Here is a 23820-nt window from a genome sequence, read left to right as displayed (position 1 = left end):
CGGTTGGGCAGGCGCGATGCGGGCAGGTCGAACCGGCTGAACTCGTCACGCTTCACCATCAGCGTAGCGCATGGGCAAGCGGGCCCTGCCGGACCCCTGGGCGGATACGCTGCATCAGCAACGTACGGGGGCCTGCGAGTCCGCGGCATCTTCCGAGGAGAAACGGCGAGGTGGGCGTGCTGGGAGAGCTGGACGCTCCGGCGGTGCGCCGTTGGTGCCGGGCGGGACTCCAACAGCTCGGACGGGCCCGCGAGGAGATCGACGCCCTCAACGTCTACCCCGTGCCCGACGGCGACACCGGAACCAACCTCTTCCTCACGCTGGAGGCCGGCACCGCCGAGGTCGAGGCGCTGTTCGGACGCGACAACGCCGCCCCGGGCGCGGACAACCACGCCGAGCCCTCCCTGCCCGCCACGATGCGCGCCCTCGCGCACGGCGCTCTCATGGGCGCGCGCGGCAACTCCGGGGTGATCCTCAGCCAGTTGCTGCGCGGCATCGCCGACCAGATCGAGGCCGATTACCGTCAGGCCGCCGCACTCGGCACCGAGCACGGCAGCGGCCCTGTACTGCGCCGCGCACTGCACCGGGCCGCCGAGGAGGCGTACGCGGCGGTCGCCCGGCCCGTCGAGGGCACCATGCTCACCGTCGCCCGTGCCGCCGCCCGGGGGTGCGACGACGTCGCGGACGACCTGACCGCGGTCGTACGCGGCATGGCGTCGGCCGCGCGCGAGGCGCTCGCGCGCACCCCCGAGCAACTGGACGTGCTGCGGCGCGCGGGCGTCGTCGACGCGGGCGGTCGCGGACTGTGTGTGTTGTTCGACGCGCTGGTGTCGGTGGTCACCGGTGAGCGCCAGGCGTCGGAGCCGCGCACGCACGTACCGGTTCCCCTGCGCTTCACCCCCGAGACAAGTTGCGCGGAGAGCCCGCTCGCACCTGCGTTCGAGGTCATCTACCTGCTCGACGCGCCCGACGAGGCGATCCCGCCGCTGCGCGCCCGGCTCGACGCCCTCGGAGACTCGTTGGTCGTGGTCGGCGGCGAAGGGCTGTGGAACGTCCACGTGCATGTCGACGACGCGGGCGCCGCGGTCGAGGCCGGCATCGAAGCCGGGCGACCGCACCGTGTGCGCATCACCCATCTGGCGGTGTCCGGCGCCGTGCCGAGCGAGGCGGCGCGTCCGCCGGCGGCGGCGGGCCGCGCGATCGTCGCCGTGGTGCACGGAGAAGGTTTGGCCGCGTTGTTCACCGAGGCCGGCGCACGCGTCGTCGAGGCCGGCCCGGGGCGCGCCCCGTCGACGAGCACACTCGTCGAGGCCATCCGCGCGACGGGCGCCCGCGAGGTCGTGCTCCTGCCGAACGACCCGGACGGCCACGCCGTGGCCGCGGTGGCGGCCGAGCAAGCGCACGCGTACGGGATTCGCGTGCAGGTGGTGCCGACCAAGGCGGCTGTCCAGGGGATCGCCGCACTCGCTGTCCATGAGCCCGGCCGCCGCTTCGACCAGGACGTCGTCGGCATGACCTCGGCCGCGGGCGGCACCCGCTACGGGGCACTCACGGTCGCGACCCGCGAGGCGTGGACGATGGCCGGCGTCTGCCAGGCAGGCGACGTGCTGGGCATCATCGACGGCGACATCGCGGTCATCGGCCAAGACCTCGCCGCGACCGCCAAGACGGTCCTCGACCGCATGCTCGCAGGCGGCGGCGAACTGGTCACCCTCGTCACCGGCGCCCAGGTGGCCCCCGGCATCGCCGACGACCTGGTCCTCGCCATGCGCGCGGTCCGGCCGGAGGTCGACGCGGTCGTCTACGACGGCGGGCAGTCGGTGTATCCGCTGCTCATCGGTGTGGAGTGACGCAGGGCGGACGACATCGCCGCGTGTGAGGGGGCCGAAGCTTCATCCACCTGTCCGCCGCCGCAGCAGTCGCGCCCGCGCCGTACGGCCGTTCGTGTCCCCGCCGCCCGACTTCCTTTGCTTGCCTCGGGAGTGATCGTCGGCCCCGCGCCCGTGCCGCACGGTCGCTCGTGCCTCCTCCGCCCGACTCCCTTCCTTGCCTCGGGAGCGTTCGTCGGCCCCGCCCGCGCCGTACGGCCACTCGTCCCCCCGCCGCCCGACTCCCTTCCTTGCCTCGGGAACGTTCGTCGGCCCCCAAGGGTGCCGCCCACGGTTCTCGACCACCCGAAATGACGGAGAGGCCACCATGTTCGACCCGCGTTCGACAAAGCGGCCACACCCTCCCGTGGCCCCAGCCTGATAACGACACGATGCCACGCCGTCGTCACGTCCCGGCCGTCTCAACCGCTCCTGTCCCCTCAGCCCGGTAACGTCGCGACCATCCCCGTCGTCGGCCAGCCAGGGAGAACGTCCGCCGCCATGTCCCGCCTCGATGAACCGCTGGCCAAACTGGTCGGGGACCGGACCGCGAAGGTGCTGGCCAAGTCCCTCGACCTGACCACACTCGGCGACCTGCTGCGCCACTATCCGCGCCGGTACGCCGAACGCGGGCGCCTCACCGACCTCTCGCGCCTCGAAGTCGACGAGCACATCACCGTCATGGCCGAGATCGCCAAGGTCACCAAGCGGCAGTTCCGCAACCGGCGCGGCAACCTGCTCGAAGTCGTCGTCACCGACGGCCGCGGCCACCTCAAGCTGACCTTCTTCAACCAGGGCTGGCGTGAACGCGAACTGCGGCCGGGACTGCGGGGGCTCTTCGCCGGCAAGGTCGCCCGCTTCCGCGACGAACTCCAACTCAACCAGCCCGACTATCAGTTGATGGACCAGGACGACGACGATCCGGGCGCCGCGGCGCTGTTCGCCGAGGCACTGATCCCGGTTTATCCGGCTGCCGCGGCGATGCCCTCCTGGAAGCTCTCCCAGTGCGTTCGGGTCGCTCTCGACACCCTCGGCGAGGTCGGCGACCCGCTACCCGACGAGCTCCTGCGCCGCCGCGACATGCCCGGCCTGCGGCAGGCCTTCCAGTGGATCCACGCGCCGAAGTCGTGGGGCGAGGTCAACGCCGCGAGGGACCGGTTGAAGTGGGACGAGGCGTTCGTCCTCCAAGTAGCGCTCGCCCAGCGGCGTTTGGCCGCGCAGACGCAAACAGCCGTGCCGCGGCGCCCGCGCCCCGAAGGCCTGCTGTCGGCGTTCGACTCACGGCTGCCGTTCACTCTCACGGAAGGCCAGGTCAAGGTCGGTGCCGAGATCGCCGACGACCTCGCCGCCGAACACCCCATGCACCGCCTTCTCCAGGGCGAGGTCGGCAGCGGCAAGGCGCAGCCGTTGGACGCGCTGGTGCTGACGCCGCATGGGTTCGTGCCGATGGGGGACATCACGGTCGGTACGGAAGTGGTCACTCCGTCGGGCGAAGTGGCCTTGGTCGACGGGGTGTTCCCGCAGGGCGTACGCGACGTCTGGCGGATGACGTTGCAGGACGGGACGAGTGTCGAATGCGATGACGAGCACTTGTGGGTGGTTGTGAGGGGGCCGCAGGGCACCCCGCCTCAGCTTCTGACAACTCGTCAGATTCGCGAGGATCTCCACAACCCCGACGGCGTCCGCAAGTGGAGCATCGCGCCGGTAGTCCCCGTCGACCTTGGCAGCGACTCGCCGCCGTCCGATCCGTACGAGACGGGCAGGCGCTTGGCGGCGGAGGAGAACCCAGGACGCGTCCCTGGTGCGTTCCGGAACGCATCGGCGAAGGACCGACACGCCTTCGTGCAGGGATGGATGGACGTTCGCGGTTTCGAGCTGGGGGAGTCCTTCTCCGCGCCCACGCCCGAAATCGGGGGAGACATCGCCTGGTTGGTGCGTTCACTCGGCGGACTGGCGACCGCGCTCCGGGGCTTGAGCGAGGACCGCGATGACGGAGTCGTCCACTTCACGACCTGCCTGCCCGAGGAGTACCCGCCCTTCCGCGACAAGGGCGAATCGTCGAAAAGGCATGTCCCTCCGGTCGCCGGACGCCGTTGGATCGAGTCCGTCGACCACGTCGGCCGCAAACCCGTCCAGTGCATCAGCGTCGCCCACCCCGAACACATGTACGTCACGGACAACTTCACCCCCACCCACAACACGATGATCGCGCTGCGGGCGATGCTCACCGTGGTGGACGCCGGCGGCCAGGCCGCGATGCTCGCCCCCACGGAGGTGCTGGCGCAGCAGCACCACCGCTCGATCGTGGAGATGATGGGCGACCTCGCCGACGGCCCCGGAATGCTCGGCGGTTCCGAGGTCGGGACCAAGGTGACCCTGCTGACCGGCTCCATGGGCGTGCCTGCGCGCCGCGCCGCGCTGCTGGACCTCGTGACGGGGGAGGCCGGGATCGTGATCGGCACCCACGCCCTTATCGAGGACAAGGTGAAGTTCCACGACCTGGGCCTCGTCGTCGTCGACGAACAACACCGGTTCGGTGTCGAGCAGCGCGATGCGCTGCGCGGCAAGTCCGATCGGCCCCCGCACCTGCTCGTGATGACGGCGACGCCGATCCCGCGCACGGTCGCCATGACCGTGTTCGGCGATCTGGAGACCTCGGTCCTCGACCAACTCCCTTCCGGGCGTTCGCCGATCGCGACGCACGTCGTGCCCGCCCGGGAGAAGCCGAACTTCCTCGAACGCACCTGGGAGCGGCTGCGCGAGGAGGTCGCGAAGGGGCACCAGGCGTACATCGTCTGCCCGCGAATCGGCGACGAGGAGGACGACCCGAAGTCCAAGAAGCCGAAGCGCGGGAAGAAGGCGGTCGAGGAGGACCTGCCCGCAGAGGCGTACCTCGACGACCCCGACGACATCGGCGCAGACGCCGGCGAGGGCGCCGAGAAGCGCCCGCCGCTTGCGGTGCTCGAAGTCGCCGCGGGCCTGGAGTCGGGGCCGCTGGCGGGCCTGCGCATCGGCGTCCTGCACGGCCGCATGGCGCCGGACGCGAAGGACGAGGTCATGCGCCGCTTCACGGCGGGCGACGTCGACGTGCTGGTGGCCACGACGGTGATCGAAGTCGGCGTCAACGTCCCGAATGCGACCGTCATGGTGATCATGGACTCCGAGCGTTTCGGCGTCTCGCAACTGCACCAACTGCGCGGCCGAGTGGGCCGAGGCAGCGCTCCCGGTCTGTGCCTGCTCGTCAGCGACATGCCTGCGGGCACGGCCGCCCGAGAGCGCCTGGACGCCGTCGCCGCCACCCTCGACGGGTTCGAACTGTCGCGTATCGACCTCGAACAACGCCGCGAAGGCGACGTACTCGGCGAGGCCCAGTCCGGCAGCCGGTCGTCGCTGCGCATGCTGGCCGTCGTCCGGGACGAGGACGTCATCGTCGCCGCACGCGACGAGGCGACCGAAATCGTCGCCCGCGACCCGCAGTTGGCCGAGCACCCGGAACTGCGCAGCGCATTGGCGAGCCTGCTGGACGAGGAGCGAGCGGAGTATCTCGACAAGGGCTGAGCGTGGCCGGGAGCCCCGCGGCGCCGACCGGTGGCCGCCGGGTTCGCCGAGTCACCGATGTCGGCGGGCTCGCGGGCGTTGCCGGACGAAAAGTATCCGAGCACACCGAGCACACGACCGCACGGTCGCCGGGCGGTGTCTGGGCGCTGCACACGGCCGCACGGCCGCACGATCCCCGTGAAGCCGCCGTCCGCCTCCCGCTAGCGTGTGCGCATGAACGACCAGACGACGGCCGCCCCCCGGAGCCGCCGATGACCCGGGTGATCGGCGGCTCCGCGGGCGGTCGGCGGCTTGCCGTACCACCCGGCGACGCCACGCGGCCGACCTCGGACCGGGCCCGAGAGGGGCTTTTCTCGACTCTCGTGTCACTGCGCCGCACGTTGCACGGCGCCCGGGTGCTCGACCTCTTCGCCGGGTCGGGTGCGGTGGGATTGGAGGCGTTGTCCCGGGGCGCGGCGCACGCGCTGCTGGTCGAGGCCGATCAGGGTGCTGCCAAGACGGTGCGCGCCAATATGCGGGCGCTCGCACTGCCCGGCGCCGAGTTGCGCACCGCGCGCGCCGAGCGGGTGGCCGCGGAACCTGCCGATGGCGAGCCGTACGACGTCGTCTTCCTCGATCCGCCCTACCCCCTGCCGGACACGGATGTCGCCGCGCTGCTGACGTCGCTCCGGGTCGGGGGGTGGCTTGCCGACGACGCGCTGGTCGCCGTCGAGCGCGCGACGCGCGGCGGACCCTTCGGCTGGCCGGACGGATTCACCGAGCTCAGATCCCGCCGCTATGGCGAGGCGACGCTCTGGTACGGTCGCGCCGCGCGCTCATGACCAACTGGGGGACCCACGGGTTCGGCGAGAGCCCGAGAGCGCCCGAGAGAGCCCGGACAGGGCGTCAGGACCCGCGATCGAGGGGAAGAAACCCGTGCGTCGAGTCGTCTGCCCCGGGTCGTTCGACCCGGTGACCAACGGGCATTTGGACATCATCGGCCGTGCGTCGAGCCTGTACGACGAGGTCTACGTCGCGATCGGCTTCAACCGCAACAAGAAGTCCGGCCTGTTCGAGGTCGAGGAGCGCATCGAGATGCTCCGCGAGGTCACCGCGCACTACGGCAATGTCCGGGTCGAGGCGTTCGAGGGCTTGCTCGTCAACTTCTGCCGGCAGCGTGAGATCCCCGCGATCATCAAGGGCCTGCGTGCGGTCACGGACTTCGACTACGAGCTCCAGATGGCGCAGATGAACTACGGCCTGACCGAGGTCGAAACCTTGTTCGTGGCGACGAATCCGCTTTACAGCTTCCTGTCGTCCAGCCTCATCAAAGAGGTCGCGACCTATGGCGGCGACGTGTCCGGATTGGTGCCGCCGACCGTGCTGCGCCGCCTAACCGAACGTTTGGCTGACAAGTAGCGGGGTTTCTGCTCGTACGCTGTGGTGTCGGATCCCTCGACTCCCGGAGAGAGAGCAAACGCCAGTGGACGTATCGCCCAAGCTCGACGAGCTCATCGCCTTGGTCGAGAGCGCGCGTTCGATGCCCATGTCGGCTTCGTGCGTGGTCAACCGGGCCGAAGTGGTCGCCCGTCTGGAAGAGGTCAAGAACCTCATCCCGGAGGAGATGACGCAGGCCCGCCGGATCCTCAGCGACCGCGACGCGGTGCTGGAGGAGAGCCGTCGTGAGGCGGAGCGCGTCGTCGCCGGGGCACGCGAGGAGCGCGGTGCGCTGATCGCCGACACCGACGTGGCTCGGGAGGCTTATGCCGAGGCCGAGCGCATCCTGACGGCGGCCCGTCTGGAGGCCGAGCGGATCCGCACCGAGGCCGACGACTATGTCGACCAGAAGCTCGCCAACTTCGAGGTCGTCCTCAACAAGACCCTCGCCGCGGTGGGCCGCGGTCGCGACAAGATGCGCGGACGGCGGGCCACCGACGAACTCGGCGAGTACCTCAAGGCGCAGGACGACGCCGAGGGCGCCCCCGGCAGCCTCCAGGCCCGCCTGGACGCCGACGAGGACGATCCCTTCCTGGGCAGCCAGGCTGCGCCCGTCCCGCCGCAGCAGAGCGGCAGCGGCGCCTACCCCGCGCCACCCGCGTACGCCCCCGCAGCCGCCCAGCCCCAACACCAGCAGCCCCAGCAGAACGGCGGGTACTACGACACCGGCGGCTACCCGCAGGTGCAGCCTCAACAGCCGGCTTACGAGCCGACGGGCTACGAGTCCGGCGGCTACGAGATCCCGCAGTACCAGCAACAGCAGCAACAGCAGCAGTACGGCGCCCAACAGCCCGGCGCCGTGCCGCAACAGGGCGGCCACGTCCAGCAGCGCTACGACGCGGCCCTCGACGAGACGAGCTTCTTCGACACGAGCCTGATCGACGTCCGGCAGTTCAACCCCGACGGCCGCCAAGGCTGACCGACCGCGGCCGGATCGGCCCGGCAACGAGCCGGTCCGGCGCTGCGCGGGCGACGCGTCCATGCGTACGTCGAACACCGATTCGGCCGTGGGGCAACACGACCGGGCATGGAATATATCGGCATCAGCCGTCCGCGACCGCTCGCGACCGCCCCGCAGGTGCCTCACCCCACACGGATTGGACCCCGGCCGCTCGCGATCGTGCCGCAGGGGCCGTTTGGGGGACCGGCGCCCGGTTGCGATAGTCTTGTGGACCGGCCCTGCTCGGGAAGCCGCTGTCACAGCAACCCCCGGGGCCGCACATCATGTCCACCGCACCTCCTTCGGCTTCGAGGGAGGCGAAACCGCATGAGGCAGGACACCCTGGAACGCCTTGACCACCGCAACCCGCTCGTCGTGGACACACGCGAGCTGGGTCGTCGGCCTGGGTCGATGCGCCGGGAGACCCGCGACGTGCCGGCCCCGGCGGACATGAGCATCGAAGTGATCGGCGTCCCCGAAGGTGCCCCGCTTCAGCTGGAACTCCGGCTTGAGGCGGTCATGGAAGGGGTGCTGGTCTCCGGCGCCGCCGAGGTGCCGCTGGCCGGTGAGTGCGTCCGGTGCCTGGACCCCCTGGAGCGCGAGCTCCGGGTCGACTTCCAGGAGCTGTACGTCTACCCGGACCGCGGTGCCGAAGAGGGTGCCGACGAGGATGCCCCCCGGCTCGTGGGCGACTTGCTCGACCTGGAGCCGGTGTTGCGCGACGCGGTGGTGCTCGCACTGCCGCTCACACCGCTGTGCCGGGAGACCTGCGGCGGACTGTGCCTCGAATGCGGGGCTCGGCTCGACGACGACCCCGGTCACTCCCATGAGACCGCCGACCCCCGGTGGGCGGCTCTGCAGGGCCTCTTCGGCGGACCGACCGCCGAAGCCGACGACAACGGCGCGCACCGCGTCGATGAGAACCAGGAGAAGTAGCCGTGGCTGTTCCGAAGCGGAAGATGTCGCGCAGCAACACCCGCCACCGCCGCAGCCAGTGGAAGGCCGCCCGCCCCAACCTGGTGACCTGCGAGAGCTGCCGTCAGCCGAAGCTGTCCCACATCGCCTGCCCGACCTGCGGCACCTACAATCGCCGCCAGGTCCTTGAGGTCTGAGCCCCCGGCAGGTCATCCCGGTGACGGATTCGCTGGCTAAATACGCCGATCTGGAAGGGCGGCTCGGCTGGACAGTCGATGCCGCTCTTCTGGAACGCGCGCTCACACATCGTTCCTACGCGTACGAACACGGCGGGCTTCCCACCAACGAACGCCTGGAGTTCCTGGGCGACTCGGTGCTCGGGCTCGTGGTGACGGACACGCTCTACCGCGCTCACCCCGACCTGCCGGAGGGGCAGCTCGCGAAGCTGCGCGCCGCGGTCGTGAATTCACGCGCCCTCGCGGGCGTGGGCCGCAAGCTCGACCTCGGCAGTTTCATCCGTCTCGGTCGGGGCGAACAGGGCACCGGCGGGCGCGACAAGTCGTCGATCCTCGCGGACACACTTGAGGCCATCATCGGCGCGGTCTACCTCGACCAGGGCCTGGACGCGGCTTCCGAGCTCGTGCACCGCCTGTTCGACCCGCTCATCGAGCAGTCGGCGGGCCTCGGCGCGGGCCTGGACTGGAAGACCAGCCTCCAGGAGCTCACCGCCGCCACCGGCATCGGTGTCCCGGAGTACGTCGTCTCCGAGACGGGCCCCGATCACGAGAAGACGTTCACCGCGCTCGCCCGCGTCGGCGGTGTCGACTACGGCACCGGTGTCGGGCGCAGCAAGAAGGAAGCCGAGCAGCAGGCGGCCGAGAGCGCGTGGCGCGCGATCCGGGCGCAGTACGGCGACGGCACCTCCCCGGTGAACGGCTCCGCCGCCGACACTGTCGTGTCCGGTGGCGGCACATCGGCCAAGGCCCAGCCCAGCCAAGCCAGTTGAGCCGCATCGGGCTCGGGAGGCACCCGAGCCCGACCGAGCGCCTGCGGAGGTCGTCGTGCCGGAGCTGCCCGAGGTCGAGGTGGTGCGCCGGGGCCTGGAGCGCTGGGTCGTCGGACGGACCATCGCGTCCGTCGAGGTCGGCCACCCGCGCGCGGTACGCCGCCACACGGCAGGCCCGCACGATTTCGTGGCCGCCCTCACCGGCGCCCGGATCGAGGCCGCGCGGCGCCGCGGCAAGTATCTGTGGCTGCCGTTGACCGCGGCGGACGCCGACACGGCCGAGGACGCGCTGCTCGCTCACCTGGGCATGAGCGGCCAACTGCTGGTCAACGACCCGGCCACCCCGCGCGAGAAGCACCTGCACGTGCGCTTCACGTTCACCGACGGCGGTCGTGAGCTGTGGTTCGTCGACCAGCGCACGTTCGGCGGCGTCTCGGTCGAGCGCGGCGGTGCCGTGCTGCCGCCGTCGATCGCGCACATCGCCCGCGACGTACTCGATCCCTTGTTCGACGACGACGCCTTCCACACGGCACTGCGCCGCCGCGACTCCGAGCTCAAGCGGGCCCTGCTCGACCAGTCGCTGGTGAGCGGCATCGGCAACATCTACGCCGACGAGGCGCTGTGGCGCTCCCGGCTCCACGGGGGCCGTTCGACCGCCACGATGACGAAGCCGCAGACGAGGCTGCTGCTCGCGTCCGTGCGCGACGTCATGACCGACGCCCTTGCGGCGGGCGGCACTTCGTTCGACAGCCTGTATGTCAACGTCAATGGGGAGAGCGGCTACTTCTCGCGCTCGCTGGACGCTTACGGCCGCGAGGGTGAGCCGTGCAACCGCTGCACGGCGCCGATACGCCGCATCACGTTCATGAACCGCAGCAGTTACTTCTGCGGCAAGTGCCAACCGGTACCGCGCCCGCGACGGGCCACTGCAAGGGTGTGACGGCCGCCGTGGGCCGCGCGGCATCCCGCGAGGTTGCCGCGGCCGACTGAACAGGCAGGACGCGGGGGACCGACACGTCGATGCCGACGGCGCACAGCGCCATCGCCCGCTCGACCCTGCGACACGGCCCACGGCTCACGGCCACATCCTCCGCACCCTGACCGCGCGACCGGGCCGCACAGCCCATCGCCCGCTCGACGCGGCGGCACGGCCCACAGCCACGGTCCCCCGCATCCTTACCGCGCGACCGGGCCTCCGCCCGGCGCACGACGCGTGGCCTTGCGGGAGCTGGGAAGGGCGTCGACCCGACTCGCGCGCTCGACGAAGCGTCCGGTGCGCGACGTGTCGCAGACGGAGGCTTTCGGGCCCGGCCCGGTGGACTCTGCCCGCCCGGCCCGTCCGACGGCGGTTCCGCAGGCGGCTTGCCTGTCCCCGCCCGGCGTCAGCGACCGAACTCCTGGGTCCACCACGGCCCTCCGCTGCCGAGGTGCACGCCCACACCCAGCTTGGTCAGTCCGCAGTTCAGGATGTTGCGGCGGTGGCCTTCGCTGTTCATCCACGCGTCCATGACAGCCGCGGGAGTCTGCTGGCCGCGGGCGATGTTCTCCGCGGCCAGGTAGCTGATGCCGGCTTCCTCCGCGCGGTCCCAGGGCGTCTTGCCCTCGGGGGTGTTGTGCGAGAAGTAGCCGCGGTCGGCCATGTCCTTGCTGAAGGCTCGGGCGAGGTCGCGCAGCGGGACGTCCGCCTTGACCGGACCGCAGCCCGCGGCCGCGCGCTCGTTGTTCACCAGCGCCAGCACCTGGTCCTCGTACGCCGCGGCTCCCGTCGCGGCGGACGTGGAGGGCGCGGCCGACGAGCTCGGCGTCCGGGTGGGCGGCTTCGTGGTCGTCGCGGGCGCGGACGAGGACCGGGCCGGGGAGGTCGACGGAGACGCGGGGCCGCTGGGCGCGGCCGTCGGGGGATTCGGCGAGGCAGGTCCGCTCGGAGGCGGGGGCGCCGGCAGCGGTGTCGTTCCGGGCACCGCGCTGCCGGTGTCCGCCCCGATATCCGGCGCGCCGCGTCCGGAGGCGTCGCGGGAGGTCTGGTCGGGATAGCGGGCGTCGGTTCCGCTTGCCGTGGGCGCGGCCGACACGGAAGCGCCTGCCTGGTTCGCGGTGTCCCCGCCGCGGTCGAGCATCGTCATGCCCGCGCGCGTGCCGACGGCCGCGAGGGCGATGCCGAGCAGGATGACGGCCACGCGCAACGGTCCGAGGCGGCGCCGCTTGCGCCGGTGGCCGTGCGGGCGGCTGCGGCGGGACGATGGTGCGGAGCGTCGGCTGTGCCGGGCCACGGACTCCCCTTACTGGGTACCGTCCGAGCGGGTTGCGAGCCCGGGGCACGGGGGCCGAACCGGGGAACTGCTCTGGCGGAAAATCCGCGACGACACGCCGGACGGGGCGCTTCCTCACTCAAACGAGTGAGCTTGCGCACGTGACTCTAGAGCAGAACACCGCTCCCGTGGCTACTGATGCTCGGCCGTCCGTGGTGGCTTGGCATGGCTTGTCCGGTACGTTCCGCTGTTCTCGCGGACTTCCCTGCTCGATCGGGAGCCGCCGACCGCTGAGGCGCCACAAGGGAAACGAGACAGAAGATGCCAAAGCGATCCACGCGCTGCGGGTGATCGCTGGGGCCTGAGAACAACCGTTTGGCCTCCGCTGCGGAAAAGTCCACCCTGGCGGTGAAAGGTCGTGAATAACTTCTTGACTGCCAAGCGAATTGATGGTCTCGTACAGCCAGACCATGAACCGTCCCGTCCGCGTGATCAAACCGCCGACCGGGTGACGGTTCGCTTGCCGCGCCGTGATCATATTGACGCCTCGGGCATTTGATGCGACGCTGGAAGCCCGCGCACCCTATCAGGAAGAACGTGGCCGGGTGCGTAATTTCGACCCGCAAATGCCGGTCGGTCACTCAGCGTGGAGGACCCTCTAATGGCGAAGGCGCTTCTCGGTTACGTCGGCGGCCCCGATCCCCGGCTGCTCTCCGAGATGCGACGGCTGCAGCAGCGTGTACGCGACCTGGAGACGGAGCTTGTCCGCGTCCAGGCCGAAAACGACGCGCTCTACGCCGCCGCTGATCATCGGTTCGACGTAACCCAGGTCGAGCCCGCGCTCTCTCGGGCGTGAGTTCGACCCGATAAACCCAGGGACGCCTTCGGCGTCCCTTTGTCGTTCTCGGTGTCGTTCGCCCCCGGTGTTCCGGTGTTCCGTACCCCGCCGCCCCTCCGGTCCCTCGATCCGGTCTCCCTGCCGGTTGCCCTGCGTCCCCACGCGCTGCGGTCCGGTTGCCCTTCGGAAGGGATCTCGGACGGCAGTAATGCTCACGTGATACCCCGTCACCTCACAGATCACACACACTGATCGACAGGCGACGCGTCGGGTTTGAGCCGGACTCCGACCGAAGTGTCCGGGTACGCTGCGGCGGGTGCACCTCAAGAGCCTCACACTCCGCGGATTCAAGTCCTTCGCATCCGCGACGACGTTGCGGTTCGAGCCGGGCATCACCTGTGTGGTCGGGCCCAACGGTTCGGGGAAGTCCAATGTCGTCGACGCCTTGAGCTGGGTGATGGGCGAGCAGGGCGCCAAGTCGCTGCGCGGCGGCAAGATGGAGGACGTCATCTTCGCGGGCACCGCAGGACGCCCCCCGCTCGGCCGCGCCGAGGTCAGCCTGACGATCGACAACACCGACGGCGCCCTGCCCATCGACTACACCGAAGTCACCATCACGCGGACGATGTTCCGCAACGGCGGCTCCGAGTACGCAATCAACGGCGACACCTGCCGGCTCCTCGACATCCAGGAGCTGCTCTCCGACTCCGGCATCGGCCGCGAGATGCACGTGATCGTCGGACAGGGCCAACTCGACTCCGTGCTCCAGGCCGACCCGATGGGGCGCCGGGCGTTCATCGAGGAGGCAGCCGGCGTCCTGAAACACCGCAAGCGCAAGGAAAAGGCGCTGCGCAAGCTCGACGCGATGCAGGCCAATCTCACACGTGTCACCGACCTCACCAACGAACTGCGCCGCCAGCTCAAGCCGTTGGGGCGGCAGGCGCAGATCGCCCGCCGGGCCGCCGCGATCCAGGCCGACCTGCGCGACGCGCGTTTGCGGCTGCTGGCCGACGACCTGGTGATCCTGCGCAGGAACCTCGCCGAGGAGATCGCCGACGAGGCCGCGCTGCGGGAGCGCCGCACCCTCGTCGAACGCCGGTTGGGTGAAGTGCAGGCCCGGGAGGCCGAACTGGAGGCCGAGGTGCAGGCGCTCACCCCGCGCCTGGCCCGCGCGCAGGAGACGTGGTACGAACTCTCCTCCCTGGCCGAGCGCGTGCGCGGAACCGCCGGGCTCGCCGAACAACGCGTCAGGCACGCCACGTCCGCGCCCGCCGAGGAACGCCGGGGCCGCGACCCGGAGGAGATGGAGCGCGAGGCCGCCCGCATCCGCGAGACCGAAGCCGAACTGAACGAGGCGCTCGCGGAGGCGATGGTCCAGCTCGCCGAGACGTCCGAGCGGCGTGGCGAGTTGGAGCGCGAGGTCGCCGCCGAGGACAACCGGCTCAAGGCCGCCGCGCGCGCGATCGCGGACCGGCGCGAGGGCCTCGCCCGGTTGGCCGGGCAGGTCAACGCCGCGCGCAGCCGCGTCGCCGGTGCCGACGCCGAGATCGGCCGGCTGACCGAGTCGCTGACGGCGGCCCGTACGCGCGCCGAGGAGGCGCAGCGCGAGTACGACGCGCTTCAGGCCGAGGTCGGCGGTTCCGACGACACGGAGGACGTCGCCGCCGACGCCGGATCGGTCGAGGCTCGGCTCACGGCGGCGAAGGAACGGCTGGCGCAGGCCGAGGAGTTGCTGGCCGAGGCCCGCGACGCCGAGAAGGAGGCGGAACGCGAGCGCGCCGCGGTGACCGCCCGCAAGGAGGCGCTGGAACTGGGCCTCAACCGCAAGGACGGCGCCGGCGCGCTGCTGGCCGCCGGTGATCGACTGTCGGGAGTGCTCGGCACGGTCGCCGCGCTCCTCCGCGTCGAACACGGTGCCGAGACGGCCGTCGCGGCGGCGCTCGGCGCGGCGTCCGACGCCGTCGCGGTGGCCGGAGTCGGCGACGCCGTCGACGCGTTGCGGCTCCTGCGCAAGGACGACGCGGGACGCGCGGCGCTGCTGGTCGGCGATTCGCGGACACACGGCGCGGGTGGGGGCGGCTCTCTTGGCGGAGAGCTGCCAGGCGGCGGGGACCACGGTCCCGGGCCGGATGTGCTGTCGCCGTCCGTGGGCGAATGGCCGGCCCTGCCGCCGTCCGCTGTCTACGCCGTGCGCCTGGTCGCCGTACCTGCCGGGCTCGCCGGTGCGCTGCATCGGCTCCTGGACAAGGTCGCCGTCGTCGACGACCTGGCCGCCGCGGGCGAACTCGTCGCGGCGCTGCCCGAGGTGCGTGCGGTGACCCGCGACGGAGACCTGGTGGGCGCGGACTTCTCGCACGGTGGTTCGGCGTCGGCGTCGAGCCTCCTGGAGGTCCAGGCGGCCGTCGACGAGGCGGCGGAACGCCTCGACGCGCTGGCCGGGCGGTGTGCCGAGGCCAAGGACGCGCTGGCCGCGGCGTCGGCCGCGCGCAAGGACGCGGCGGCGGCGGTCGAACAGCTCACCGCCGAGCGCCGCGAAGCGGAGAAGGCGCGGGCCGCCGCGGCGAAGGAGCTCGGCCGACTCGGCGGTCAGGCGCGTGCGGCGGCCGGGGAGGCCGACCGGCTCGCCGCCGCGGTGGCGAAGGCGGAGACGGCGAAGGAGCAGGACGCGCTGGCGTACGAGGAGCTGTCGGCGCGTCTCGAAGCCGCGGAGGAGCTGCCCGACGACGAGGAGCCCGACGCGACGACGCGGGACGGGCTCGCCGCCGAGGCGACGGCCGCGCGGCAGGCTGAGATGGAGGCGCGGCTGACGCTGCGCACCCACGAGGAGCAGGTCAAGGCCCTGTCCGGCCGTGCCGACTCACTCGATCGCGGAGCGCGCATGGAGCGCGAGGCCCGCGCGCGGGCGGCGGAGCGGCGCGAGCGGATGGCGGTCGAGGCGCGGGTCGCGGGCGCGGTGCTGGCGGGGACGCGGGCTCTGCTCACCCGCGTCGAGGCGTCCCTCGGCCGCGCCGAGGCGGAGCGCGCGGCCGCGGAACAGGCGCGTGCGGCCCGCGAGCAGGACTTGGCGCGGGAGCGGGCGCACGTACGGGAGCTGGCCGGCGAGCTGGAGAAACTGACCGACTCGGTGCACCGCGACGAGATGCTGCGGACCGAGAAGCGCCTGCGCATCGAGCAGTTGGAGGCGAAGGCGCTCGAAGAGCACGGTATGGACGCGGCCGGGCTGGTGGCCGAGTACGGGCCGGACCAGCTTGTTCCGCCGACGCCGCCGGCGCAGGGGGAGGAGCGGGACCCCGACTCGAAGGAGGCGCAGCCGAGGCCTTACGTGCGCGCCGAGCAGGAGAAGCGGCTTGCGGCGGCGGAGAAGGCGTACGTCCAGTTGGGCAAGGTGAACCCGCTGGCGCTGGAGGAGTTCGCGGCGCTGGAGGAGCGCCACAAGTTCCTCACCGAGCAACTGGAGGACCTCAAGAACACCCGGCGCGACCTGCTGACCGTGGTCAAGGAGGTCGATGAGCGGGTGGAACAGGTGTTCACCTCGGCGTATGAGGACACCGCGCGGGAGTTCGAAGGCGTGTTCGCGCGGCTCTTCCCCGGCGGGGAGGGCCGGCTCGTGCTCACCGACCCCGGCGACATGCTGGCCACCGGTGTCGAGGTCGAGGCCCGCCCGCCCGGGAAGAAGGTCAAGCGCCTGTCGCTGCTGTCGGGCGGCGAGCGGTCGCTGACCGCCGTTGCGCTGCTGGTCGCGATCTTCAAGGCCCGACCCAGCCCGTTCTACGTCATGGACGAGGTCGAGGCCGCGCTCGACGACACGAACCTGCAGCGCCTGATCCGGATCTTCGCGGAGCTGCGGGAGAGCTCGCAGTTGATCGTGATCACGCACCAAAAGCGCACGATGGAGGTCGCGGACGCGCTGTACGGAGTCTCCATGCGCGGCGACGGCGTCACGACGGTGATCAGCCAGCGTCTGGAGCGGGACCCGGAGCGCGAGGAGGTCGGGGTCTGAGCGGGCGCGGCGGGGTCACTCGGGCTGGATGTGCGGCATGACCTTGTCGGCGAAGAGCTGGACGCTCGACCAGCCGGCGTCGATGGGGAGGCCGCCGCACAGCGGGTGCAGGTTGAGCGACGCGGTCAGCCCGCCGTTTTTGGCGGCGGTGATGCACTCGTCGGGCGTGAGGCAGGCGTAGATGCCCTCCTCGCGCAGGTCGGCGATGGTCCGGGCGGACGACTTCATGGCCGAGTGGACGTCCGGGGTCTGCCATGCGGCGTAGGTCTCGGCCTCGTGCAGGAAGTGCGTGCCGTACTCGGCCCACGCCTTGTCGGGATCCTCGGTGCAGAAGACCATTTTCCCGGCGTCCCCGGAGGGCATCAGCACGAAGCCGTCCGTGAAGCCGGCCTCGGCCGCCGACTCGTAGTAGTACCGCTCCAGTTCCGGCAGCGGGGCGGCGGCGAAGAACGGCAGGCGGAAGCGGATCGCGCGGCGCACGGTGGCTTTGGCGGTGCCGCCGATCATGAGCATCGGGTGGGGGTCGGTGAACGGCCTGGGGGTGACGCGCACCGTCTCGCCCCGGTATTCGAACGGTTCGCCGGTCCACGCTTTGAGCAGCGTGTCGATGGTTTCGTCCTGGAGCTTTCCGCGGCGCTTCCAGTCCGCGCCGATCGCCGCGTATTCCTCGGGGCGGTAGCCCAGGCCGGCGACGACCATCAGCCGGCCGCCGGAGATGTTGTCGAGAACGGCTATGTCCTCGGCGAGCCGGATGGGGTTGTACAGCGGTGCCAGCAGCGCGGCGATGATGACGCCGATGCGCTCCGTCGCCCCGAACACGGCCGCGGCCGTCGAGAGCGGGGACGGGCTCCAGCCGTTCTCGGCACCGTGGTGCTCCTCCAGGGTGACCATGTCGAAGCCGTTCTTGTCCGCGAACGCGGCCATCTCGACAGTGGCCCGGTAACGCGAGGCCACGTCGGCCCGGTCCAGGCCCGGCGTCACCTGGTTGAAGCGCAGATTCGTCGCCATGGGGAACGCACACCTCTCGACCCGCCGCGGCCCCGCGTGCCCACTGCGACGCGATGAAAGCGCCTGCCCGGCCCGGGCAACGTAACTGACGGACCGTCAGGATTCAACGGTGGGCGGAGCGTGATCGATCGCGGAAACACCCGGGGCGCGGCTGCCGACCTCTTCGTGGCGGTCTGGGAGACTGGCAGTCCTATGGAGATTCTGATCCTTGCCGTCGTCATCGCGGTCGTGGTGCTGGGCGCCGCCGGCTGGTTCGTCGTCGGCTCACGACGCCGCGGCTCCGTTGCCGCGCCCCCGCCCCGTACGCCCGTCGAGCCGACCGTCGGCGAGGACGCGCAGCCGCTGCCCGAGGCCCCGCCGCGCCCGGTCGACACCGTCGACCTGCCGCCGGAGGCCCAGGCTCCGCCCGCCGAGGTGCCGGCTGTGCCGGACACCCTCGAAGAGGCGCCGCCGGCCCTGGAGATCCCGGAACCCACGGCGGGCCGCCTGGTCCGCCTTCGCGCGCGTCTCGCCCGCTCGCAGACGACCCTCGGAAAGGGCCTGCTCGCACTCCTTTCACGCGAACACCTCGACGAGGACACCTGGGAGGAAATCGAGGACACGCTCCTGGTCGCCGACGTCGGCGTGGCGCCGACCCAGGAGCTCGTCGAGCGGCTGCGCATGCGCGTCAAGGTGCTCGGCACCCGGACGCCCGCCGAGCTGCGCGCGCTCCTGCACGAGGAACTTCTCACGCTGATCGGCACCGACTACGACCGGTCGCTGCGTACGGCACGCCACGACGACGGTCGCCCGGCGGTGGCCATGGTCGTGGGCGTCAACGGCACCGGCAAGACGACCACCACCGGCAAGCTCGCCCGTGTCCTGGTGGCCGACGGCCGTACGGTCGTGCTCGGCGCCGCCGACACGTTCCGCGCCGCCGCCGCCGACCAGTTGCAGACCTGGGGCGAGCGCGTCGGCGCGGCCACCGTGCGCGGCCCCGAGGGCGGTGACCCGGCCAGCGTGGCGTTCGACGCGGTCAAGGAGGGCATCGCCGAAGGGGTCGACACCGTCCTGATCGACACCGCCGGACGCCTGCACACCAAGACCGGGCTCATGGACGAGCTCGGCAAGGTCAAGCGCGTCGTCGAGAAGCACGGGCCGGTGGACGAAGTGCTGCTGGTCCTGGACGCCACGACGGGTCAGAACGGCCTCGTCCAGGCGCGCGTCTTCGCCGAGGTCGTGAGCATCACCGGCATCGTGCTGACCAAGCTGGACGGCACCGCGAAGGGCGGCATCGTCGTCGCCGTGCAACGCGAGCTCGGGGTTCCCGTCAAGCTCATCGGACTCGGCGAGGGCCCCGACGACCTGGCTCCGTTCGAGCCCGCGGCGTTCGTGGACGCGCTGATCGGCGACTGACCGCCGACCACGTCGAGACCAATGCGGAAGAGCCGGGCCCGGGAGATCTCCCGGGCCCGCCCCGCGTCCGTCCCGGCCGGTCGCGCCGGCGGTCGCGTGGGGCGGACGGTCAGGACGCCAGCCACAGCCCGTTGCCGGCGCGCGGGCTGTTGCGGTGGCAGCTGTAGGCGAGCGTGCCCAGCAGGAGCCGCGCCTCCGGGAGGGCCGCGTCCTCGCCGTCCGGCGGGCGGATCCACTCCGCGGCGCCGAGCAGCCCCAGCGGTGAGGGCGGGGCGAAGATGTAGTCGCCGGCGCCGTGGCAGCGCAGGTCGAGCTCCGCGTCGTCCCAGCCCATTTGGTAGAGCAGGTGCGGAAGCTCGCGGGCCGCGCCGGGGGCGACCAGGAAGAAGAAGCGGCCGTTGGGCGTCGCGAGGACCGGGCCGAGCGGGGTGCCCATGCGCTCCAGCCGGACCAAAGCGCGCCTCCCGGCATGGCGCGGGACGCTGATGGCGTCGAACGCGCGGCCGGTGGGGAGCACGACGGTGCTGTCCGGCGACTGCGACCACAGGTAGCGGGCGGCGGCGGGCGCGTCGGTGGCGCGGGAGGACCACTGCGGGTCCGCGGGGTGCATGCCGGGAGCGGCGCACGTCGTCCGGCCACAGGAACAGCGGGTGCTGCGTCCGTCCCGTACCAGGTACGTTCCCTGGGTGACAGGCCAGTGCCGCTGCTCGACATACTCCGACACCGCCTGCCACAACGCAGTGCGGGTGCGTCGGCGAGTTCCGAGCATGATGTCCATGACCTGCCAACGGCTCCCGTCACATTTGGTTACGGTTCTGATACACGCCGCGGTGGTTCGCCGCGCCGGGGTGGCGTCCCTGGCGCCCGCCCGGCAGCACCACCCAGTCAACCGCGAACCACCCGGTGTGCACCCCTGGCGAAAGGGGTGGCGAAGACTGGCGTTTTGCGGTTCCCACCCCGGGAGCCGGGCGAGCAGCCTACTTTCGGCAATACAGGACATTGCGCACGGTTCTGCGGCCACGTGTCAGTGCACAGGGGGAGATTCGGTGTCGATCGCACAAACCGAAGCGGGCGAGTCGGCCGCCGGGGACCACGGCGACCGCATGCCGGGGTCGCGCGCCGACCGGCGGTTCGACGCACCCCCTGACCTCGGACAGCGCTACCCGCGCGCACTCCCCGGCGGGCGCGGCACCGGCGGAAAGCAGCCCAACGACCGGCTGGCATCGTGGTTCGAACGCACCGGCTGGTCGAAGGGCGAGCTGGCCCGGCAGGTCAACCGCCGTGCCCGGCGGCTCGGTGCGCTGCACGTCAGCACCGACACCTCGCGCGTACGCCGGTGGCTCGACGGCGAACAACCGCGCGATCCCATACCCCGCATCATCTCCGAACTGTTCAGCGAGCAGTTCGGGTGCGTGGTCGCCGTCGAGGACCTCGGGTTCAAGGAGCCCGGAGCGCTTTTCGCAGGCTCGGGCGTGGATCTGCCGTGGGCGCCGGAATCCGTGGTGGAGCTGCTGGGGGAGTTCTCACGCAGCGATCTCATGCTCGGCCGCCGCGGGTTCCTCGGCGGCTCGCTGGCGTTGTCCGCCGGACCCGCGCTGGTCGAGCCGATGCAGCGCTGGCTCGCGCCCACGCCGTTGCCGTCCCTTCCCGCGCGCGCCGATGCCCGGGCCCCGGGCCGCCTGGGGCCCGGCGAGTTGGAGCAACTTGAGGCGACTGTGCGGCTGTTCCGCAGTTGGGACATGCAGTGCGGGGGCGGCTTACGCCGCAAGGCGGTCGTCGGGCAGCTCCAAGAGGTCACCGACCTGCTCCAGGACTCCTACGCGGGCCCGCTGCGCGAGCGGCTGTTCCGCCTCACCGCCGAACTCGCGTTGCTCGCCGGGTGGATGTCGTACGACGTGGGCATGCAACCCGGCGCCCAGAAGTACTTCGTCTTCGCCCTGCACGCGGCCAAGGAGGCCGGCGACCGCCCGCTCGGCGCCAACGTGCTGGGGGTGATGAGCCGTCAGATGATCCATCTGGACCGGCCCTGCGACGCGTTGGAGCTCATCCACCTCGCGCAGTACGGCGCCCGCGACACCGCCGGGCCGCGCACGCAGGCCATGCTGTACGCCGTCGAAGGCCGCGCCCACGCCGGCCTCGGCCACGCCGACCGGTGCCGCCGCGCCTTCGCGCTCGCCGAGCAGCTCCACGCCGACGCGGCCGGGGCCGAGGAACCGGACTGGATCCGCTACTTCGACGAGGCCGAGCTCGCCGGCGAGGCCGGACACGCCTACCGCGACCTCGCGTACCGGGGGGTGGGCCGGGCGGCGCGGGCCCGCGAGCCGCTGGAGGCCGCGGTGCGGCTGCTCGACGGCACCACCGAGTACCGGCGCTCCCTGGCGCTGTGCCGCGTCGGCCTCGCGTCCGTGCACGTCCTGGAGCAGGAGGCCGACGCCGCATGCGACGCCGCGCTCGGCGCCCTCGCGCTCGCCGGGCGGGTCCGCTCCGAAAGGCTCGCGACGCGGCTGCGCCGCACGGTCAAGAGCGCCGTGGACGTGTTCGGCGAGACTCCCCGGGTACGCGGCCTCGCCGACCGCGTCGTCGGCGAACTCCCGGAGACCGCTTCGCCGTCGCGGTGGCCGGAGGGGTGAGGCACGTCCCGCGCGGCGCCGCCGCGCCCTTCCCGCCGGGGAGAGCACGTCGGCGCCGTGCCGCGGACCGTCAGGAGGCGAAGCCGATGCGGTCCATGAAGAAGGTGCCGGTGTTGTAGGTATGCACCCCGGTCACCTTCTTGGCGTGGATCGGCCCGGCCAAGGACTCCGCGTACACCCACACCGGCACGTCGGCGGACATCGCCTTCTGCACCTCGGTGTAGGCGGCCTTGCGTGTCGCCGGGTCGGTGCTCGACCTGCCGGTGACGAGTGCGGCGTCGACCTGCGGGTTCTTCCAGCCGGTGTGGTTCAGCCGGCTCGCGGAGTGGAACGAGTTGAAGAACACCGGCTCGGGGTCGGCGATCCACTGCTGGAAGAGCATCGCGGTGAAGTCGCGCTGGACCGCGTACTTGTTGATGTACGCGTTGATCTCCAGCGACTCGATCTTCATCGAGACGTTCTGCATCGTGCCGAGCCGGCTCTGCATGTAGTCCGCGACGGCCTGCGACGCCGGGTTCTTCGGGATCAGGAACGTGAACTCCAGCTTCTTGCCGTCGTTCGCGAGCTCGTTCAGCAGCCGCTGCGCCTCCGCCGCGTTCTGCCCCGGCTGGACGACGCCCGGGTCGAAGAACTGCGACGCCTCCGCGAAGTAGCCCTTCGCCGGGATGTCGCCGTTCCCCAGTTGCCGGGGGATGTCCGCCGGGTCGAAGGCGAGTGCCAGGGCCTTGCGGGCGCGGATGTCGTCGAACGGGGCCCGGTTCATGTTGAACTGGATCATCTGGCCGCCGAGCGGTGCCATGCGCTGCACCTGGAGCTCGTCGGCCGCGTCCGCGAGCAGACCGCCGTTGGAGCTGACGAAGATGTCGGCCTGGCCGGACTTGACGCTGTTGTACTGCTGCTTGATGTCCGGCAGGTTCTTGATCGTCAACCGGTCCAGTTTGGGCAGGCCCTTGTCCTTCTGCCAGTAGTTGGGGTTGCGGACGAACACCTGCTTGTCGCCGCGCGTCCAACTGTCGAGCATGAACGGGCCGGCTCCGACCGGGTTGGCGCCCGCCTCGTCGATGCCCTTGTTGATCGCCGACGGCGCCTCGATGTAGGTGAGTTCGGTGGCCACCGTGCGGTCGAAGTTGGGATTCGGGCCGGTGTTCCCGGTGATCCTGACGGTGGTCGGGTCGACGACCTCGGTCGTGATCGTGGCGGCGGCCGCGATGTGCAGCGACCTCACGTCGGGCTTCGCGTGTGTGTCGTAGTTGAGCTTGACGGCCGCCGCGTCGAAGGGCGTGCCGTCGCTGAACGTGACGCCCGGGCGGAGCTTGAGGGTCCAGGTGGCGCCGTTGTCGGCGGTCGTGAGCGACTCGGCGAGGTGCGGCACGACCTTGCCGGTTACCGGATCGATGAAGAACAACGGGTCGTACAGCGCCGCGAGGCGCGGTTCGTCGGTGACCGCGACGTACGACGTGCGGAAGACGTCCAGGCTCTTGGAGTCCTGGACGGCCAGCATCGTCATCTCGCCGCCGGCCTTGGCCGGGGCGCCGCTCGCGCCGGTTCCCGATGCGGAGTCCGATCCGCCGCCGCATGCGGTCGCGGTCAGGGCGAGGGCCGCCAGGCCCGCCGCGATCATGCCGCGCGCGCGGCGGCGGGCCGGCGCCCGGCGACCGGCCTCCGCCGGTTGTGCGAGTTCTGCGGGTGTTGCCGTGCGGGTGGTGCGTCGTGCTGTCGTGCGTCGTGCTGACACCTTCTTGCCACCTCCGCCGAAGAACATGACGACCGGACCCGGGCACGCCAGAAGCCTTGCAGCCAATGGAAATTGACGATGCGTCAGGTCATCATCGGCGATCGCCCGGACCAAGGGATCCCCTGCCGCGGGCCACGGTAGGGACCGCGGCGGCGACATGCACGCCCGGAACGAAGATCTGTTACACCGTCAAGTTTTCCGG

The 23820-nt window shown here is 71.3% G+C and carries 17 protein-coding genes; 13 read left to right on the top strand and 4 right to left on the bottom strand.

Annotation, left to right across the window (positions count from 1 at the left end; translation table 11 throughout):
* Positions 1 to 170: 170 nt before the first annotated feature.
* The 9 genes from ACRX5W_RS14100 to mutM all read left to right on the top strand — a co-directional run bounded on the left by ACRX5W_RS14100 (position 171) and on the right by mutM (position 10703).
* Positions 171 to 1850, top strand: coding sequence for a DAK2 domain-containing protein (locus ACRX5W_RS14100; protein ID WP_436788442.1), 1680 nt, complete (start codon positions 171 to 173; stop codon positions 1848 to 1850).
* Between the two features lie 519 nt (positions 1851 to 2369).
* Entirely contained in the window at positions 2370 to 5426 is a 3057-nt protein-coding gene (locus tag ACRX5W_RS14095) for a helicase-related protein (protein ID WP_436788441.1), read from the top strand.
* 251 nt (positions 5427 to 5677) lie between these two features.
* Positions 5678 to 6247 carry a 16S rRNA (guanine(966)-N(2))-methyltransferase RsmD gene (rsmD, locus tag ACRX5W_RS14090; protein WP_436788440.1) on the top strand — a complete coding sequence of 190 codons (570 nt, stop codon included), beginning with the start codon at positions 5678 to 5680 and terminating at the stop codon, positions 6245 to 6247.
* A 94-nt stretch (positions 6248 to 6341) separates the two neighbouring features.
* A complete protein-coding gene (coaD, locus tag ACRX5W_RS14085; RefSeq protein WP_436788439.1) occupies positions 6342 to 6824 on the top strand; it encodes a pantetheine-phosphate adenylyltransferase in 483 nt (160 codons plus the stop codon).
* Between the two features lie 64 nt (positions 6825 to 6888).
* Positions 6889 to 7821, top strand: a complete 933-nt coding sequence (locus tag ACRX5W_RS14080) for a cell division initiation protein (protein ID WP_436788438.1) — start codon at positions 6889 to 6891, stop codon at positions 7819 to 7821.
* A gap of 348 nt (positions 7822 to 8169) precedes the next feature.
* Positions 8170 to 8778: a YceD family protein gene (locus ACRX5W_RS14075; protein ID WP_436788437.1), complete on the top strand. Its 609-nt coding sequence runs from the start codon at positions 8170 to 8172 to the stop codon at positions 8776 to 8778.
* Positions 8779 to 8780: 2 nt separating this feature from the next.
* Positions 8781 to 8954 carry a 50S ribosomal protein L32 gene (gene rpmF / locus ACRX5W_RS14070; RefSeq protein WP_436788436.1) on the top strand — a complete coding sequence of 58 codons (174 nt, stop codon included), beginning with the start codon at positions 8781 to 8783 and terminating at the stop codon, positions 8952 to 8954.
* A gap of 20 nt (positions 8955 to 8974) precedes the next feature.
* Positions 8975 to 9763 (top strand): ribonuclease III, encoded by a 789-nt coding sequence (rnc, locus tag ACRX5W_RS14065; protein ID WP_436788435.1) that lies wholly within the window; start codon positions 8975 to 8977, stop codon positions 9761 to 9763.
* Between the two features lie 55 nt (positions 9764 to 9818).
* On the top strand, positions 9819 to 10703 hold the full coding sequence (gene mutM / locus ACRX5W_RS14060) for a bifunctional DNA-formamidopyrimidine glycosylase/DNA-(apurinic or apyrimidinic site) lyase (protein ID WP_436788434.1): 885 nt from the start codon (positions 9819 to 9821) through the stop codon (positions 10701 to 10703).
* Positions 10704 to 11145: 442 nt separating this feature from the next.
* Here mutM and ACRX5W_RS14055 read toward each other — a convergent pair whose 3' ends face one another.
* Positions 11146 to 12033, bottom strand: a complete 888-nt coding sequence (locus ACRX5W_RS14055) for a CAP domain-containing protein (RefSeq protein WP_436788433.1) — start codon at positions 12031 to 12033, stop codon at positions 11146 to 11148.
* 640 nt (positions 12034 to 12673) lie between these two features.
* Here ACRX5W_RS14055 and ACRX5W_RS14050 point away from each other — a divergent pair.
* Both ACRX5W_RS14050 and ACRX5W_RS14045 read left to right on the top strand, forming a co-directional pair.
* Positions 12674 to 12868 (top strand): hypothetical protein, encoded by a 195-nt coding sequence (locus tag ACRX5W_RS14050; protein ID WP_436788432.1) that lies wholly within the window; start codon positions 12674 to 12676, stop codon positions 12866 to 12868.
* Positions 12869 to 13166: 298 nt separating this feature from the next.
* Positions 13167 to 16850 (top strand): AAA family ATPase, encoded by a 3684-nt coding sequence (locus ACRX5W_RS14045; RefSeq protein WP_436788431.1) that lies wholly within the window; start codon positions 13167 to 13169, stop codon positions 16848 to 16850.
* A gap of 15 nt (positions 16851 to 16865) precedes the next feature.
* On the opposite strand, the gene ACRX5W_RS14040 is transcribed toward ACRX5W_RS14045, so the two are convergent.
* Complete coding sequence (locus tag ACRX5W_RS14040; RefSeq protein ID WP_436788430.1) at positions 16866 to 17858, bottom strand: LLM class flavin-dependent oxidoreductase; 993 nt, start codon at positions 17856 to 17858, stop codon at positions 16866 to 16868.
* Between the two features lie 192 nt (positions 17859 to 18050).
* Between ACRX5W_RS14040 and ftsY the strand changes: the two genes are divergently transcribed.
* Complete coding sequence (ftsY, locus tag ACRX5W_RS14035) at positions 18051 to 19253, top strand: signal recognition particle-docking protein FtsY (RefSeq protein ID WP_436788429.1); 1203 nt, start codon at positions 18051 to 18053, stop codon at positions 19251 to 19253.
* A gap of 109 nt (positions 19254 to 19362) precedes the next feature.
* Here ftsY and ACRX5W_RS14030 read toward each other — a convergent pair whose 3' ends face one another.
* Positions 19363 to 20022 (bottom strand): bifunctional DNA primase/polymerase, encoded by a 660-nt coding sequence (locus tag ACRX5W_RS14030; RefSeq protein WP_436788614.1) that lies wholly within the window; start codon positions 20020 to 20022, stop codon positions 19363 to 19365.
* A gap of 277 nt (positions 20023 to 20299) precedes the next feature.
* Here ACRX5W_RS14030 and ACRX5W_RS14025 point away from each other — a divergent pair, with 277 nt between their 5' ends.
* Positions 20300 to 21883, top strand: a complete 1584-nt coding sequence (locus ACRX5W_RS14025) for a hypothetical protein (RefSeq protein WP_436788428.1) — start codon at positions 20300 to 20302, stop codon at positions 21881 to 21883.
* 70 nt (positions 21884 to 21953) lie between these two features.
* Here the strand turns inward: ACRX5W_RS14025 and ACRX5W_RS14020 are convergent, their stop codons facing one another.
* The gene (locus ACRX5W_RS14020; RefSeq protein ID WP_436788427.1) at positions 21954 to 23618 is read right to left on the bottom strand and encodes an ABC transporter substrate-binding protein; all 1665 of its coding nucleotides are present in this window, start codon (positions 23616 to 23618) and stop codon (positions 21954 to 21956) included.
* Between the last annotated feature and the right edge of the window lie 202 nt (positions 23619 to 23820).

The sequence above is a fragment of the Yinghuangia sp. YIM S10712 genome (assembly GCF_051388935.1).
Taxonomy (GTDB): domain Bacteria; phylum Actinomycetota; class Actinomycetes; order Streptomycetales; family Streptomycetaceae; genus Yinghuangia.
Note: the sequence above shows the minus strand (reverse complement) of the source record. Positions and strands in the feature narration are given on the sequence as shown.